This window comes from Candidatus Margulisiibacteriota bacterium, from assembly GCA_041661965.1.
Classification (GTDB): Bacteria; Margulisbacteria; WOR-1; order O2-12-FULL-45-9; family XYB2-FULL-48-7; genus XYB2-FULL-45-9.
Genome location: JBAZTH010000001.1, coordinates 518,724 through 534,300 on the forward strand (window position 1 = coordinate 518,724; position 15,577 = coordinate 534,300).

The window sequence follows — 15,577 nt, forward strand, 5'->3', positions numbered from 1 at the left end:
TAAATGCTGGAAAATATTGTCGAAGAAAGTCGAATAGTTAAAGTCAGTCCGGACTTTATCGAGGTCCTTGGGACTGATCGGTTTGAGGATACTAACCGGCTGTTTGGCGAAAAATTCGCGCTGTATCGAAAGGCCTGGTCGGAAAATCCCGCGAAAAATATTGTGGCTGATTTCCCGCTTCATATTGATATCGAAACCTCCAACACCTGCAACCTTAGGTGTTCAATGTGCCAGATCCCTTTTGGGAAGATGGTCCAGGGCTATATGAGTAAGGAGCTTTATAAAAAGATACTTGATGAAGTTAAGGATAATTTTCTCCCTTCGGTAAAGTTTAATTTCCGGGGCGAACCGTTAATGCACCCCGAGATAATTGATTTTGTAAAACTGGCAAAAGAGGCCGGGGTCCTTGAAGTCCAGTTCAACAGTAATGGCTCTCTTTTGACCGATGAGTTATCAAAGGGCCTTATAGAAGCGGGGCTTTCAAGGATCAAGTTTTCCGTTGATGGAGTTACGCCAGCTGTTTATAACTCGATCCGCAGGGGGACCAGCTATGATGTGACCATTCCTAAGATCCTTCGTTTTATAGAGATCAGAAACTTATTGGGCAAAAAGTTGCCGAGCGTCCAGGTGCAAATGGTTTATATGTCGTCAAATAGCCAGGAAGCGGCCGATTATATAAAGTTTTGGGAAGATAAAGCTAATCGAATAGGCTTTTCTCGCTATCGAAGCAATTATAATAATATCGGCGAGTCAGCAAACGTAACCCCTTTAAGCAAGGAAAGGATTCCTTGTCCTCAGTTATGGCAGCGTTTGGTGGTTTTGTGGGATGGTGTTGTTTTGATGTGTTGCGGCGACCATCAAATGAGAAATCCTGTTGGCGACGCGCGAACGCAAACCATTGCTGATATCTGGAAAGGCGAGAATATGAAGCGGATGCGGGATTTGCACCGGCAATGTAAGTTTGACCAGATCGCTGCCTGTAAAGATTGCCAGGTTAATTATTTGTAATTATGAAACAAGATGCCTTTCCTTTGCTAGTTGCGGAGATAGCGAATTGCCACGCCGGCAATGATGATTATCTTTTGGAACTTGTTGCTGGGCTCTGCCAAACGTCGGCGGACGCGATAAAGTTTCAATTGATTATTGCCGACGAATTATTGGCTCCTCATCATTCTCAATATTCTTTGTTTAAATCCCTTGAGTTTTCTTCTTCTTTTTGGAAAAAAATTGTGGGGCGGGTCAAAGCGGCGAATAAAAAAGTCGCCTTTGATGTCTTTGGCGATCGTTCATTGGAATTAGCCGTTGGCTTGAATGCCGATTTGTTTAAGATCTATGCCAGTGATGTTGATGATCTCCCATTTATTAAAAAGGTTATTGGGTTAAAGAAGAAGGTTTTTGTTTCTACCGGAGGCGCGGAGCTAAAAGAGATCGAAAAAATCATTAAACTGCCTGGCAGCAATAATATTTGTTTTCTGCTTGGCTTTCAGTCTTTCCCGACCCCGCTAGAGGAGGCGCACCTGAACAGGCTTGAGTATCTGCGTGAGCATTACGGTTGCAGCGTCGGTTTTATGGACCATGGCGATGCCCGGGATCTTTTTGCCACTATCTTGCCTTGTCTGGCTGTGTCCAAGGGTGCTTGCGTTGTGGAAAAACACGTCTATCTCGCGAATAGAAAAAAAACTTATGATTGGCAGTCGGCTATTGATTTCCATGAATTGGACAAACTTCGTGCTTTATTAATCAGAACGCGAGCCGCTTGCGGTTCGGGAGACTTTAACCTCACTAAGCTTGAAAAAGAGTATTTTATAAAAAAGAGGAAGCTTGCTGTGGCGGCGCGGGATATTGAAGCTGGCGAGAAACTAAAAAATGATTTGGTTGCTTTTAAGCTTGGCGAGGTGGCTGGTGGTGAAAAAAGTCTTTATCGAAAGGGAATTACTGATTATTTAGGCAAGAATTTTAGGCGCGGTGTAAAAAAAGACGATATTCTATTGAAAAATATGTTCACGAAAGGGAGAAAAAAATGATGAAAACTGTGAAAAAACGAGAAGCCCGGGGGATCGAAGAGAAGTTAAGGGCCGATAGGTTCAAGGACGACTTTTTTTCTTTGCTTGAGGAAGATGTCAATGAATTAATAAATCCTTATCGTGCTTCGTTCGCTAAAATCAATTGCCCGTGTTGCGATCGGCAAGATACCCGCGAGGCGTTCGTGAAAGGACAGTTCTCTTTTCACGCTTGCCCAGATTGCGATACGCTCTTTATCAATCCCCGTCCGACTAAAAAGACGCTGGATAATTTTTATATCAATTCGAAGGCGATCGCGCTGTTTACTAGGGAATTAATGAAAAACGAAAAATCCAGGACAAAATATATTTTTGAGCGGCGCGCCCAGCAGGTGCTTGAGTTTTTAGGCGGTGTTGGCAAGACGGACGGCCGACTGGTTGAGATTGGCTGCAGTATCGGGACTTTTCTGGAAATTATTAAAGAAAAAAGTAAATTTTCCCTTGAGGGGGTTGATCCCGACGATGCGGCTTGCTGCGCTTGCTCCTTAAAGGGGATCAAGGCGCATAAAACAACGCTCGAAAGCTTCAAGGCCCCATCGTCACTTTACGATATCGCTCTCAATTTTGAAACGATCGAACATGTTTTTTCCCCATTTAAGTTCCTCCTTAAAATAAACCAATTGTTGAAAAAAGGGGGCTACATCGGATTTACTACTCCCAATCGGCATGGTTTTGATATGCTGGCTTTAGGTCGGTCGTACAAAAATATTCACGGGCCGTGCCATCTTAATTATTTCAATGTCGATACGATCGATCTGTTGCTGGAGCGGACCGGTTTCAAGGTGGTCAAGAAGATGACGCCAGGGATATTGGACGTTGAAGTTGTCAGGAAACAGATCCTGGCCGGCGTTGCGCCGGCGATGCCGCCGTTTATCGAATATCTCGCCCGCGAAGCGGACGATCAGCAACGGAGTAATTTTCAGAAATATTTGAGCAATAATCGCTTAAGCGGCAATATGCTGGTGTTTGCTAAAAAAACCGGGAAAGGTGGATAAAAATATGAAATTACTTTTTGTTTACATGAACGCGACGATGAGGGGGTCGTTTCCGATCGGTCTGACCAATCTGGCAAGTTATTTGAAATCGCTCGGGCATGAGATTGAGATCTTTGATACGACCTTTTACCGCCAGTACGCGGAAAAGAACCGGAACAAAGTGGGGGAAAAATTCGGTTTATATAAACCGATCGAAAATCCCGTCGATTTTAAGTATCTCGATTCGGATGCCGAGACGGATCTTCTGCGGAAGATCCGGGAATTCAAGCCTGACCTGGTGGGCTTTTCCATCCTTTCGGCTAATTATTATCATGCCATTAAATGGTCCCGTAAAATCAAAGAAGTTTTTCCTGGTCTGCCGGTCATTTACGGTGGATTGCATCCTTCGATCTGTCCCGATCAGGTGATCGCCGAGCCGTCGGTCGATATGATCTGTCTCGGCGAGGGGGAATACGCCCTGGATGAGCTTCTGCGCCGTATTGAAATGAAGCAGGACATCGCGGACGTCAGGAATATCTGGGTCAAACGGGACGGACATATCTATAAAAATTCTTTGCGAGAACTGATCTCGCTTGATAAGCTGCCTGTTTTGGACTGGAGCCTTTTTTCTGAACAGCACATTTATGCCCCTTTGAATGGCCGGATGCGCCGGATCGGGTCGGTCGAGTTTAGTCGGGGCTGTCCGTACACATGCAATTACTGTTCGTGTACCGCTTTGCGAAATTTAACAGCCCCACAGAAATATTTGCGGCATAAAAGTATTGACCGGGCGATCGAAGACCTGATTATCCTGAAAGAGAAGTATAAAGTTGAGATGTTTTACTTTTTAGACGAGACCTTTTTGTCTATGGAGTTGAGTTTATTTAAAGATCTAGCCAAATTATACAAGCGCGAGGTGGGGCTTCCTTTTTACGCGATGACGCATCCCCACTCTGTTACCGAAGAAAAAGCCAAGATCGTCGATGATATGGGTTGTTATCTGATGACGATCGGGATCGAAGTCGGCAATGAAAAGTTCCGCGGCGAAGTCCTGAACCGGCGGGTCCCCAATACCAAGATCATTGAGGCTTTTGATATTTTTCATAATAAAACTAAGGTTCTTCCTTCTGCCTTTGCGATGATTGGCTTGCCATTTGAAACTCGCGAGCTTATTTTCGACACGATCGAATTATTCCGCCGCTGTAAGCCGGCGACGTATTCGGTCGGGATATTTCAGCCTTTTATGGGGTCAAAATTGCGCCAGGTCTGCGTCGATAATGGTTTTTTTGACCCGACCGGCGATACTTATGAGTATCCGAGCGAGACAAGTGTTTTGACCATGCCCCAGCTGCCGAAGGCGGAGATTGAAAGACTATACCGAACGTTCATGTTATATACCAAAGTAGACAAAGATCTTTTCCCATTGGTGAAAAAAGCCGAAGATGACGACGTTTTATTGGCCGAGTTGATCAGTCAGTATCAGCAGGGAAAAAGCTAGCATGAGCAAAGAAATTGTCGGACTTGTTGCGGTCAGGACCGCTTCCTCTCGGCTTAAAAATAAGGCTTTTAAGCTGTTAAGCGGCAAACCAATCATCGAGATCCTTGTCGACCGGCTTAAAGCCACGCCTTACTTGGACGGGTTCGTTATCTGTACGACCGCCCTTTCTGGCGACGACGCGATCGAAGAGTTTTGTAAAAAAAAAGGTGTGATCTGCTATCGGGGTGATGACAAGAATGTCTTAGGCCGCTTTTTGGGCGCGATGGAGCGGATGCCTTCGGATTATGTTGTGCGGATTACCGGAGATAATCCCCTTTCGGACTTTGAGAATATGAAGCTTGCTTTTGAATATATGAAGGCCAATAACGGCGATTATTCTCGGCCGGTTGGGCTTCCCTTGGGGACAGCCTGCGAAGTGATCAAAACCTCTGCCCTGCGGGAGCTTAGCCGCCGGACCCTGTCGCACGATCTGACCGAATACATGACCTACTTTTTTGAGATGGCTCCTTTCATTAAAAATACTCTTTATGAAGTAAAACCGGAGCATAGATTCCCGGAACTCCGGCTGACCGTCGATTACGAATCGGACTTGATCTTTATCCAGAAGATTTTTGACCATTTCGGCCGGGTCCCATCCCTGAAAGAAGTAGTCGCGTATTGTAAGACTTTAACGGAATATCCCCGGGTCGTAAATGATCCGGTCGCGGCGGCGGAAATAAAAAACCAGATCAAGTTCAAATAGGAGGCTAATTATGGAAAGAGCGATCAATCTTGGGAACGGCGTTAAACTGGGGGGAGATCACCACTGCGTGATCCTGCTCGATGCCGGCGTTAACCATAACAATGATGTCCAGCGGGCCAAAGCGTTGATCAAGACCGCCAAAGAGGGTGGGGCCGACGCGATCAAGTTCCAAACCTACACCGCCGGGGGGATCAGCACCCGGGAAGCGCCCCGCTACTGGGATTCGAAGCTCGATACCGATGGCGGCGGCAGCCAGTACGACATGTTCAAGAAAGTCGACTCTCTTCCCAAGGACGCTTACTTCGAACTGAAAGCGTACGCCAAAAAATTGAAGATCGCTTTTTCTTCCTCTCCGTTTGACATGGAGAGCGCGAAGTTCCTGATCAAGCTCGACGTCGATTTTTACAAGATCGCTTCCGCCGAGGTCCCCAATTTGCCGCTGATCCGGCTGGTCGCCGAGACCGGCAAGCCGATCATCCTCTCGACCGGGGCCTGCACCATCGGCGAAGTGGAAGACGCTCTGCAGACGATCTATCAGACCGGGAACAAGCAGGTCGCCCTCCAGCACTGTGTTTTAAGTTATCCCTGTAAGGATAAAGACGCCAACCTGGCCAAAATGCTCCGCTTAAAGCAGATCTTCCCGGAGATCCCGGTCGGTTATTCCGACCACACTCTGGGGAGCCTGATCCCGCTGGCGGCGGTCGCCATGGGGGCGCGGTCGATCGAGAAACATTACACCGTCGATAAAAGTCTCCCCGACAGTCCAGACCACGGGCTTTCTTTAAGCGCGGAAGAACTGCCGGAGTTCATGAAAGATGTCCGCCGAATCGAATCGGCGATCGGGACCTCCTTAAGCGGTTATTACGAGGCGGAAGCCAAAGCGCACGCCTTAGCGCGGAAAAGTATCGTCGCGATCAAGCCGATCAAAAAAGGGACCAAGATTAGCGCATCGATGCTCGCCTGCAAGCGGCCCGGGACCGGGCTCTATCCCCGTTTCCTGGACCAGATCGTCGGGCGCGAAGCTAAGGTTAACATTAACGAAGACGAGATCCTTAGTTGGAGCATGATCTAAGTGAAGGTCAGCGTTATCATAACCAGTTATAATTACGGCCAATACTTGAAAGGGGCGATTGACAGCGCTTTGGCGCAAGATTATCCCGATTTTGAGATCTTGGTCGTTTATCGGCCGTCGGGGGACAAGAGCGAGGAAGTTTTAGCCGGTTATAACGGTCAGGTTAAGATCATCAAGCAGGAGGGGAAAGGGTTGGCGAACGCGAGCAATCTCGGTGTTAAAAATTCCGCTGGCCAATACTTGATCCGGCTTGATGCCGACGATATCTTTTACCCCGGGATCCTGGCCAAGGAAGCGGCCGTTTTGGATAAAGAGCCGGTCGATTTTGTTTATCCCGACTATAATTATTTAATGGAAGAGACCGGCGAGAAAATCCGTAAAACGTTGCCTCCCTTTGATCGCGACGAACTGCTTAGCCGGGGTGATTTTTTAAGCGGCGGGACGATGTTCCGGCGTTCCCTGTTCGACCGGGTCGGTTTGTATGACGAAAGTTTACCGACTTTGGAGAGCTATGAGTTCATTCTCCGGCTGATGAAAAATAAGATCGTTGGCCGGCACCTGGCGGAACCGTTGTTTGAGTACCGGGTCCATGGCGCGAGCATGAGCGATAACACCGAGCTGGTCGAAGCGACCGGCCGCCGGATCGCGGCCAAATACGGGCTGGAATATAAGACTGGGGCCAACCATCCGCGGAGGATCAAATGATCAAACAAGCCGTGATCATGGCCGGGGGTGAAGGGGTTCGTTTGCGCCCGTTAACTTACGCGATCCCCAAGCCGCTCCTGCCGCTGCGCGATTACACGGTGATCGAATACATTATTCGCGGCTTAGCGGAGCAGGGGATCAAAGAGATCTTTATCCTGGTCTTTTATCAGCACGAGAAGTTCCAGGTCTGCCTTGATTATCAAAAGAAGTACGACGTGACCATTAAACTGATCAAAGAAGACGCCAAGTCCGGGACGATCGGCGGGATCCACAAGATCCGCGACCTTTTAAGCGGCTCGTTTTTGGTCATTAACGCTGATATCATCAACCGGGTCGACGTCGCCGCGCTGGCGGCCGGCCACGAAAAGGCGGGGGCCGCTTTGACCCTGGGGGTCAAAGATTACGCCATGCAGGTCCCGTACGGAGTGGTGGAGAGCGGACCGAATGGCGAGTTCAGCGGTGTGACCGAAAAGCCGACCGAAAATTACCTGATCAGCGCCGGGATCAACATTTTATCGCCCGAAGTCTTTAAATATATCAACGGCCAGCGGATCGATTTTCCCGAGGTCATTAAGCTCCTGACCGCTGAAGGAAAAAAAGTTATCACCCATAAGATCCAGGGCTTTTGGTTCGATATCGGCCGGGCCGAGGATTACGAAAAAGCGATCGATCTATTGGAGAAAATAGAAAATGGCAAATAAGCTCTTGATCACCGGGTCCGCCGGCTTTATCGGCCGGGCGCTGATCGAACGCCTCCGCGCCGAAGCGGTCGAGATCTTTGAATGCGATCTCTCTTTAGGCCACGACTTACTTGACCAGAAACAGACGCTGGCCCTGCCGGCGGCGGAGATTGTCGTTCATTTGGCCGCTAACACCAACATTCAGACCGCTTTCGAACAGCCATATCCGATCTACCGGGACAATTTGCTCGGGACTCTGAATCTCCTGGAATATTGCCGTCTCAATAAAGTAAAGCGGATAATTTATTCCAGCTCCTACGTTTACGGCCAGCCGCAAACCTTGCCGATCGACGAAACCCATCCGGTCATGATCAATAACCCTTACGGCCGGAGCAAACTCATGGCCGAACAGCTGGTCACGGCTTACAGCGAAGATTTTGGCCTGGCCGCTTCCATCCTGCGGAATTTTAACGTTTACGGTCCGGGGCAGAGCCCCCGGTTCCTCCTTCCTTCGATCATTGCCCAGCTCTATTCGGACGCGCCGGCGATCAAAGTGGCCGATCTTAAGCCGAAGCGGGATTACATATATATAAAGGACGTGGTCGAAGCGATCTGGCGCGCCTGCCAGTCGGCCACTCCCGGCGCGCGGACCTATAACCTTGGTTGCGGTGTTTCTTACTCGGTCGGCGAAGCGATGGAGTTGATCTTCAAGCTTAGCGGCCGCCGTAAACCGGTTGAATCGGCCGGGACGACCCGGAAGAACGAGATCATGGACACGGTCGCCGATATTACCCGGGTCCGCCGCGAACTTAACTGGGAGCCGCGCTACGATTTCGCGGCCGGACTGGCCGATCTTCTAAAAAGCGAAGGACGGATCAAATAATGTACAAAGGCAAAAAAGTTTTAGCGATGATCCCGGCTCGGGGAGGGAATGACGGCTTAAAGAAGATGAATATGCGCGAGCTTGGCGGAAAGCCTTTGATTTATTACACGATCAAGGCGGCTCAATCATGTGAATTCATTGACCGGTTGATTGTTTCTACTGAAGATCAGATAATCGCAGACTATTGCCGGTCGCTAGGAGTGGAAGTACCCTTCCTAAGGTCTGGACAACTGACCTCTAACAGTGTTGTTATGGAGCCGATCATTGATGAAGCCTTGAATTTCTTTAAAACGAAAGGGGAAAAATTTGATATTCTAATAAATCTTTATCCCAACGCCCCTTTTAAAGATAAAGAACTGATCCGGGATTTTGTCGATAAAGTCCAGGATTACGACCTGGTGATCCCATTATTTGGACATCGGAATTATTTTTGGGAAGAGACCAAGGCCGGGCTGAAACTGATGATCGACAAAAAACGAACGACCAGGCAACAGACGATCAAAAAGTTTGAGGAACTGGGCGGGATCTACGCATATAATTTGGGGAGCGAGCGGTGGCGTGGTGGTCCGGGGGCGAAGGTCGGTTACCGCGAGTTGGATTTTCACGATTCCCGGATGGTCAATTCGATTTACGACTTGATCATCCTTGACCGGTTGGTTCGGCTCCCTAAAAGTTTGATCAGCGATTTGTTGAAAAATGAATAAAGAAGGAGCAATGACGATGAATTTAAAAGAAAAAAAAGTTTTGGTGACCGGAGCGGAAGGTTTTATCGGCAGTCATCTGGTCGAACGGCTGATCGCGCTGGGGGCCGATGTCAGGGCGTTTGTCCTTTATAATTCTTTCAATAACTGGGGTTGGCTGGACACTTTGCCGAAAGCGGAACTGGCCAAGGTCGAGATCTTTACCGGCAATATCTGCGAAGCGTACAATGTTCGTCAGGCAATGAAAGATGTCGACGTTGTTTTTCACCTGGCGGCGCTGATAGCTATCCCTTATTCTTATTACTCCCCCGAATCTTACGTTTCGACGAATGTCATGGGGACGCTCAACGTCTTGCAGGCGGCGCGCGACCAAAAAGTTGCCAAATTTGTCCACACTTCGACCAGCGAAACTTACGGGACCGCCATTTACGTGCCGATCGATGAAAAGCATCCGCTTCAGGGTCAGTCGCCTTACTCGGCCTCCAAGATCGGAGCCGACATGATCGCCGAAAGCTTTTACCGCTCTTTCAATCTGCCGGTGGCGACCTGCCGGCCGTTCAATACTTACGGCCCGCGGCAATCGGCCCGGGCGGTCATTCCGACGATCATCAGCCAGATCGCGGCGGGGGCGAAAAAGATCAAGCTCGGTTCGCTCTCCCCGGTCCGCGATCTGACCTACGTTAAAGATACTGTCGAAGGCTTCGTCAAAATCGCCGAGAGCGAGAAGAGCAACGGCGAAGTGATTAATCTTGGAGTCGGGAGCGGAGTGACGGTCGGGGAATTGGCTGACAAGATCATTAACTTAATGGGGACAAAAGTCGAAATTATCAGCGACGAACAGCGGGTCAGGCCAGTTAAGAGCGAAGTCATGAAGCTGATCAGCAACAATAAGAAAGCGCTGGAACTTACCGGCTGGCAGCCAAAAACTTCGCTGGAGAACGGGTTGAAAGAGACGATCGATTTTATCGCTAAAAATCTCGACCGGTATAAACCGGATATCTATAACTTATAGGAGGAACCATCATGTCCAAACCGAAAGTCGTGATCCTGTGCGGCGGCAAAGGGACCCGGATGAGGGAAGAGACCGAAGTGCGTCCCAAGCCGCTGGTCGAGATCGGCGGCCGGCCGATCCTCTGGCACATCATGAAAGGCTATGCCTACTATGGCTTTAACGAGTTTGTTCTCTGTCTCGGCTACAAGGGGGGGATGATCAAGGATTATTTCTACCACTACAACGTTCTGATGAACGATTTTACCATCAGGCTTGACGGCAAGCGGGAAGTGACCTACCACAACCAGGCCGACGAAGTCGACTGGAAAGTGACCCTGGTCGATACCGGGCTCAACGCTCTCAAAGGGGCCAGGATCAAGCAGATCGAAAAATATATCGACGGCGACCAGTTCCTGCTGACCTACGGCGACGGGATCGCCGATGTCGAGGTTAACGACCTGATCGCCTTTCATAAAAAACATGGTAAAATTGGGACGTTGACTGGTGTCCGCCCGCCTTCCCGTTTTGGCGACCTGATCGTTGAGAACGGGCAGGTGAAGAAATTCACCGAAAAGCCCCAGGCCTCGGCCGGCCTGATTAACGGCGGTTATTTTGTCCTCAACCGGAAGATCTTCGATTACCTGACGACCGATGAGGATTGCGACTTTGAAATGGGGGCGTTGGAAAAACTGGCGGAAGAGAAGCAGCTGATGGTTTACGACCACAAGGGGTCATGGGAATGCATGGACACGGTCCGGGAAACAGAGCACCTGAACAACCTGTGGCAGAACAATAAAGCGTTTTGGAGGAAATGGTAATGAAAGTACTGGTTACCGGGAATAACGGTTACATCGGGAACGTTATGTGTCCCATGCTCATCGAGCAGTGTTTTGAGGTTGTCGGCCTCGACTCAAATTATTTTGACGACTGCGAGTTTGAAAAAAGAAAAGCCAAGGTCCGGCAGATCGTCAAAGATATCCGCCAGATTGACGCGGCCGATTTCCAGGGAATTGACGCTGTTATCCACCTGGCCGGCCTCTCCAACGATCCGATCGGCGAGCTGAACCCGGGAATTACCGAGGTCATTAATCTTGATGCTTCGGTCAAATGCGCCCGGCTGGCCAAACAGGCCGGGGTCAAACGGTTTGTTTTCGCTTCTTCCTGCAGCGTCTACGGGATCGCGGAAGAGGGGAAAGCGATCGACGAAACCGGCGCGCTCAACCCGGTAACCGCTTACGCCAAATCGAAGATCGGGACCGAGCAGGGGGTTGCGCCGCTGGCCGACCAGAATTTTTCGCCGGTTTTTATGCGCAACGCCACCGTTTACGGCGCGTCGCCGCTTCTCCGCCTCGACCTGGTCGTTAACAATTTGACCGCCTGGGGTTACACCGCCAAGAAGATCAAGATCATGAGCGACGGCTCTCCCTGGCGGCCGCTGATCCACATTCAGGATTTCAGCCGCGCTTTTATTGCCGCCCTGAAAGCCCCCCAAGAGCTGGTCCACAACCAGGTCTTCAACGTCGGCCAGAACAGCGAGAATTATCAGGTTAAGGACCTGGCCGACGCGGTCAAAAAGGTCATCCCCGGCTGCAGCGTCGAATATACCGGCGAACATGGGGCCGATACCCGGACCTATAAAGTTGATTTCACTAAGATCAACACCGTTTTAAAAGATTACTTTAAGCCGACCTGGAACGTTTTGAAAGGGGTCGAAGAACTTTACGCCGCCTACCAGCGGAACCACCTTGATCTCAAAGCTTTCGAAGGGGAGAAGTTTATCCGCCTCAAGCACCTGGCCCTGCTGCAGAAAGAAGGCTGGCTCGACAAAGATTTTTATTGGACGAAAAAAGGAGGAAATCATGATTGAAGGGGTTAAAATAATTCCGTTAAAAAAGATTCCGGACGAGCGGGGGATGATCATGCATATGCTCCGAACGACTGACCCGCATTTCGAGAAGTTCGGCGAGGTCTATTTTTCCGTCGCTTATCCCGGCGTCATTAAAGGGTGGCATCTCCACACCAAGCAGACCCAGTTTTACGCCGTCATCCAGGGGATGATCAAGCTGGTGATGTACGATGAACGGAAAGATTCCAAGACTTACGGTGAGCTGATGGAAATATTTACCGGCGAGGATAATTACCAACTGATCCGGATCCCGGTCGGCGTGGTCAACGGCTATAAAACGATCGGCGTGAAGCCGGCGATCGTCGCCAATTGCGCCACCGAGCCGCACGAACAAAATGAGATGCTCCGCTACGATCCGCTCAAGAGCCACATCAAATACGACTGGAGCCTGGTCCACCGATGAAGAAAGTTCTGATTACCGGCGGTAAAGGGATGCTGGCGACCGCGTTGGAAGGGTATTACAATGCGGCCGGGGCGGAGGTCAAAGCGCCGACCCATGCCGAGCTCGACGTTATGGACCGGAAAGCGGTCGCCGACGCTCTGGCCGCTTTTAAGCCCGACTATGTTTTTCACACCGCTTGTCTCCATGTTGACGCCAGCGAGAACGATCCGGAGCTGGCTTATAAGCTGAACAGCTGGGCTTCGGCCCAACTGGCCAGGGCTTGCGCCAAACAAAAAACGGAGCTGGTTTACATCAGCTCCTGCGGTTATTTCGGCGACGAAGTAAAATCCTATTCCGAATACGATCCGGTCGTGTTAAAGACCGTCTATGCCCGCTCGAAGTATGAAGGGGAAGTCCTCGCTCTGCGGGAGAACCCCAGGACCTACGCTATCCGTCCCGGCTGGCTCTTCGGCGGGAGCGTGAAGCACAAGAAGAATTTCGTTTACCAGCGCTACCTGGAAGCGCAGAAGGTTCCGGTCCTGAAATCGGCCGGCGACAAGTTCGGGACGCCGACCCTGGTTGAGGACTTGGTCCCCAAGATCGACGAGATCGTTAAGATCGGCGTGACCGGACTTTATCACGTGACCAATTCCGGCGGCGGAAGCCGGGCCGATTACGTTAAAAAGATCGTCCAGAGCTGCGGTCTGAAGACGGCGGTCGAAGCGGTCGATTCCAGCGCTTTCCCGCGAAAAGCAAACGTCCCCAATTGCGAGATCCTGAATAACTGGAACTTAAAGTATCTTGGCTTGGCGCCGCTCCCTGCTTGGGAAGAAGCGATCGAACGCTACGTGAAAGTGATGTTCCGGGAGCTTGGGAAATGAACCCTAAAGTTTCGGTCGTTATTGCCACTCACAATCATGCTCATTTTTTGCCGGATTGCCTTAATTCGGTGAAGGGGCAGACCTATCAGGATTACGAAGTTATCGTAGTCGATAACGGTTCGACCGATGACACCAAAGAAGTGATTGAACGTCTCGCCTGGGATAAGCTTCGTTATCATTATCAGAAAGACACGGGATCGGTCGCCGGACCGCGCAACACCGGCGGAAAACTGGCGCGGGGCGAATATCTCGCCTATCTTGATTCCGACGATTCCTGGTACCCCGACAAGCTGGCCAAAGTGATGGAAGTTTTTGCCGACCATCCGGAGACCGACTTGGTGACGCACCATCTGCGGACCGTAGTCCATGGGAAGCCGGGGGGGCTTTTGCTGGTCGGACCCGATAAGGGGGATGTTTTTCGGGCTCTATTGCTGGGGAACTGCGTGCTGGGAAGCGCGACGGTAGTCAGGAAAAAAGCGATGGACGAGATCGGCGGCTTTGACGGTGACAAGGGCTTTGTCCACGTCGAAGATTACGAAGCCTGGCTCCGGCTGGCCGCCAAAGGTAAAAAATTCTTTTTTCTCGACGCGACGCTGGGCGACTACCGGATCCACAAGAGCAATTTGAGCCATGATTTTAAAACTGCTTTCGATAACGAGCTCCGCGCCGTCCGCAAGCATTTTCGCGGCTACGTCTCCCGTTACCCGCTCGATAATTTTTTTCTTTATCGTTCTTCTTTGGCCAGGATCTATCTGCGGTTAAGCTACCGTTATTTTTTATACGGCCAGTTGCGTTCGGGCCTTTTGACCGCGTTCCGGTCGCTATTGAACAATCCTTATTACGCGCTCCGTCTCGGCTTGGAGACGGCGGGACGTCGGGTTATTAAATGGATCAACCCAAAAAATTAAAAATATGTTTTATCGGCTGGTCCGACAGCATCCATGTGCAACGCTGGGTCCAATGGTTTGCCGAGCGGGGGCATGAGGTCCACCTGCTGTCTAATTCGGATTGTCAGGTGGCCGGCGTGACCGTTCATTCTCTGGCGGGAAAGCGGCGGGGAGGCGGTCCAGCCGAACCGGCGAAGGGGACGGGCAAGACCGGACCGATCAAAGAGCTCCTGGCGAAACTTAAGTTTTATTATTTGAGTTACCTGCGGTATCCGCTTTATATTTATCGGGCCAGAAAAATAATTCGCGAATTGCGGCCGGACATTCTGCAGGCTTTTTATATCGGGTTTGGCGGATACGTCGGCATTTTTACCGGTTTTCATCCTTTTATGATCTGCACCGGCGGGGCCGATATCATGTTCTTCCCGAGAAAATTCATGTTGCACCGCTTAATGACGAGATATGTTCTCAAACGGGCCGATTTTATCGTTCATCCTTCGGAAGAGTCGAACCAGCTCGCGATAAAGCTGGGGGCGCCGGCGGAACGGACCGCCTATCAGCATTTCGGCGTTGATCTGGCGCTTTTCAATCCGAAAGTCGATCCCGGGCCGCTGCTTGACAGATTGGGGCTGCGCGGCCGGCCGGTTATTTTAAGCACGCGGGGCTTGTATGATCAATATTATAATATTTCCGGGCTGCTTAAAGCCTTCGCGCTGGTCGTTTCGGCTGTGCCGACCGCGCGGCTGATTCTTAAATATTATTCCGCGCCCGAAATTAATAAATTTGAAGATCTCGCCAAGACCCTTGGAATATATGATAAAATCATTTGGGTCGGGAAATCCGAATACGAAAGCATGGGCCAGTACTACCGCTGCGCCGAAGTTTACGTTTCTCTGTCTTACACCGACTCCGGGTCCCTGTCGATGCTTGAGGCGATGGCTTGCGGGACTACCCCGGTGGTTTCGGATTTACCCAATATCAGGGAATGGATCAAACCCGGCTGGAACGGCTACCTTCTTAAGCCCGACGATGTTCAAGGGGCCGCCGCCGCGATTATTAAAGTAATCAGCGACCGGGCGGAACGAACGTTGTACGGGGAGCGGAACGTCAAGCTTATTGAAGAACGGGCCGATCAGAACAAATGTTACCGAAATCTGGAAAAGATCGCTTACGGATTGGTCGTGCTTGGCGCCGCCGGCAATAAAGGCAGGTAAT

General features: G+C 50.4%; 17 protein-coding genes. All 17 read left to right on the forward strand.

Features of this window, described 5'->3' with window-relative positions; genetic code table 11:
- Nucleotides 1-3 precede the first annotated feature (3 nt).
- Genes WC772_02325 through WC772_02405 form a run of 17 tightly spaced genes read left to right on the forward strand, consistent with a single transcriptional unit; the run spans nt 4 to nt 15,576 of the window.
- Entirely contained in the window at nt 4-1,008 is a 1,005-nt protein-coding gene (locus WC772_02325) for a radical SAM/SPASM domain-containing protein (GenBank protein ID MFA6169590.1), read from the forward strand.
- Between the two features lie 2 nt (nt 1,009-1,010).
- The gene (locus WC772_02330; GenBank protein ID MFA6169591.1) at nt 1,011-2,024 is read left to right on the forward strand and encodes an N-acetylneuraminate synthase family protein; all 1,014 of its coding nucleotides are present in this window, start codon (nt 1,011-1,013) and stop codon (nt 2,022-2,024) included.
- Nucleotides 2,025-2,032: 8 nt separating this feature from the next.
- The gene (locus WC772_02335; GenBank protein ID MFA6169592.1) at nt 2,033-3,055 is read left to right on the forward strand and encodes a class I SAM-dependent methyltransferase; all 1,023 of its coding nucleotides are present in this window, start codon (nt 2,033-2,035) and stop codon (nt 3,053-3,055) included.
- A 4-nt stretch (nt 3,056-3,059) separates the two neighbouring features.
- Nucleotides 3,060-4,532: a radical SAM protein gene (locus tag WC772_02340; GenBank protein ID MFA6169593.1), complete on the forward strand. Its 1,473-nt coding sequence runs from the start codon at nt 3,060-3,062 to the stop codon at nt 4,530-4,532.
- Nucleotide 4,533: 1 nt separating this feature from the next.
- On the forward strand, nt 4,534-5,274 hold the full coding sequence (locus tag WC772_02345) for a hypothetical protein (protein MFA6169594.1): 741 nt from the start codon (nt 4,534-4,536) through the stop codon (nt 5,272-5,274).
- A 10-nt stretch (nt 5,275-5,284) separates the two neighbouring features.
- A complete protein-coding gene (locus WC772_02350) occupies nt 5,285-6,346 on the forward strand; it encodes an N-acetylneuraminate synthase family protein (GenBank protein ID MFA6169595.1) in 1,062 nt (353 codons plus the stop codon).
- The gene (locus tag WC772_02355; GenBank protein MFA6169596.1) at nt 6,347-7,051 is read left to right on the forward strand and encodes a glycosyltransferase; all 705 of its coding nucleotides are present in this window, start codon (nt 6,347-6,349) and stop codon (nt 7,049-7,051) included.
- Complete coding sequence (locus tag WC772_02360; GenBank protein ID MFA6169597.1) at nt 7,048-7,752, forward strand: sugar phosphate nucleotidyltransferase; 705 nt, start codon at nt 7,048-7,050, stop codon at nt 7,750-7,752. Before WC772_02355 ends, WC772_02360 begins: the two co-directional genes overlap by 4 nt.
- Complete coding sequence (locus WC772_02365) at nt 7,742-8,614, forward strand: NAD-dependent epimerase/dehydratase family protein (protein ID MFA6169598.1); 873 nt, start codon at nt 7,742-7,744, stop codon at nt 8,612-8,614. The genes WC772_02360 and WC772_02365 overlap by 11 nt, the downstream gene beginning before the upstream one ends.
- Nucleotides 8,614-9,318 carry a hypothetical protein gene (locus tag WC772_02370; protein MFA6169599.1) on the forward strand — a complete coding sequence of 235 codons (705 nt, stop codon included), beginning with the start codon at nt 8,614-8,616 and terminating at the stop codon, nt 9,316-9,318. Before WC772_02365 ends, WC772_02370 begins: the two co-directional genes overlap by 1 nt.
- A gap of 16 nt (nt 9,319-9,334) precedes the next feature.
- Entirely contained in the window at nt 9,335-10,327 is a 993-nt protein-coding gene (locus WC772_02375; protein ID MFA6169600.1) for an NAD-dependent 4,6-dehydratase LegB, read from the forward strand.
- A gap of 11 nt (nt 10,328-10,338) precedes the next feature.
- Nucleotides 10,339-11,124: a glucose-1-phosphate cytidylyltransferase gene (rfbF, locus tag WC772_02380; protein MFA6169601.1), complete on the forward strand. Its 786-nt coding sequence runs from the start codon at nt 10,339-10,341 to the stop codon at nt 11,122-11,124.
- Nucleotides 11,124-12,173, forward strand: a complete 1,050-nt coding sequence (locus WC772_02385; GenBank protein MFA6169602.1) for an NAD(P)-dependent oxidoreductase — start codon at nt 11,124-11,126, stop codon at nt 12,171-12,173. The genes rfbF and WC772_02385 overlap by 1 nt, the downstream gene beginning before the upstream one ends.
- Nucleotides 12,166-12,615 (forward strand): dTDP-4-dehydrorhamnose 3,5-epimerase family protein, encoded by a 450-nt coding sequence (locus WC772_02390; protein ID MFA6169603.1) that lies wholly within the window; start codon nt 12,166-12,168, stop codon nt 12,613-12,615. The genes WC772_02385 and WC772_02390 overlap by 8 nt, the downstream gene beginning before the upstream one ends.
- Nucleotides 12,612-13,475 carry an NAD(P)-dependent oxidoreductase gene (locus WC772_02395; GenBank protein MFA6169604.1) on the forward strand — a complete coding sequence of 288 codons (864 nt, stop codon included), beginning with the start codon at nt 12,612-12,614 and terminating at the stop codon, nt 13,473-13,475. The genes WC772_02390 and WC772_02395 overlap by 4 nt, the downstream gene beginning before the upstream one ends.
- Nucleotides 13,472-14,383, forward strand: coding sequence for a glycosyltransferase (locus WC772_02400; GenBank protein MFA6169605.1), 912 nt, complete (start codon nt 13,472-13,474; stop codon nt 14,381-14,383). Before WC772_02395 ends, WC772_02400 begins: the two co-directional genes overlap by 4 nt.
- Nucleotides 14,362-15,576 carry a glycosyltransferase family 4 protein gene (locus tag WC772_02405; GenBank protein MFA6169606.1) on the forward strand — a complete coding sequence of 405 codons (1,215 nt, stop codon included), beginning with the start codon at nt 14,362-14,364 and terminating at the stop codon, nt 15,574-15,576. The genes WC772_02400 and WC772_02405 overlap by 22 nt, the downstream gene beginning before the upstream one ends.
- Nucleotide 15,577 lies beyond the last annotated feature (1 nt).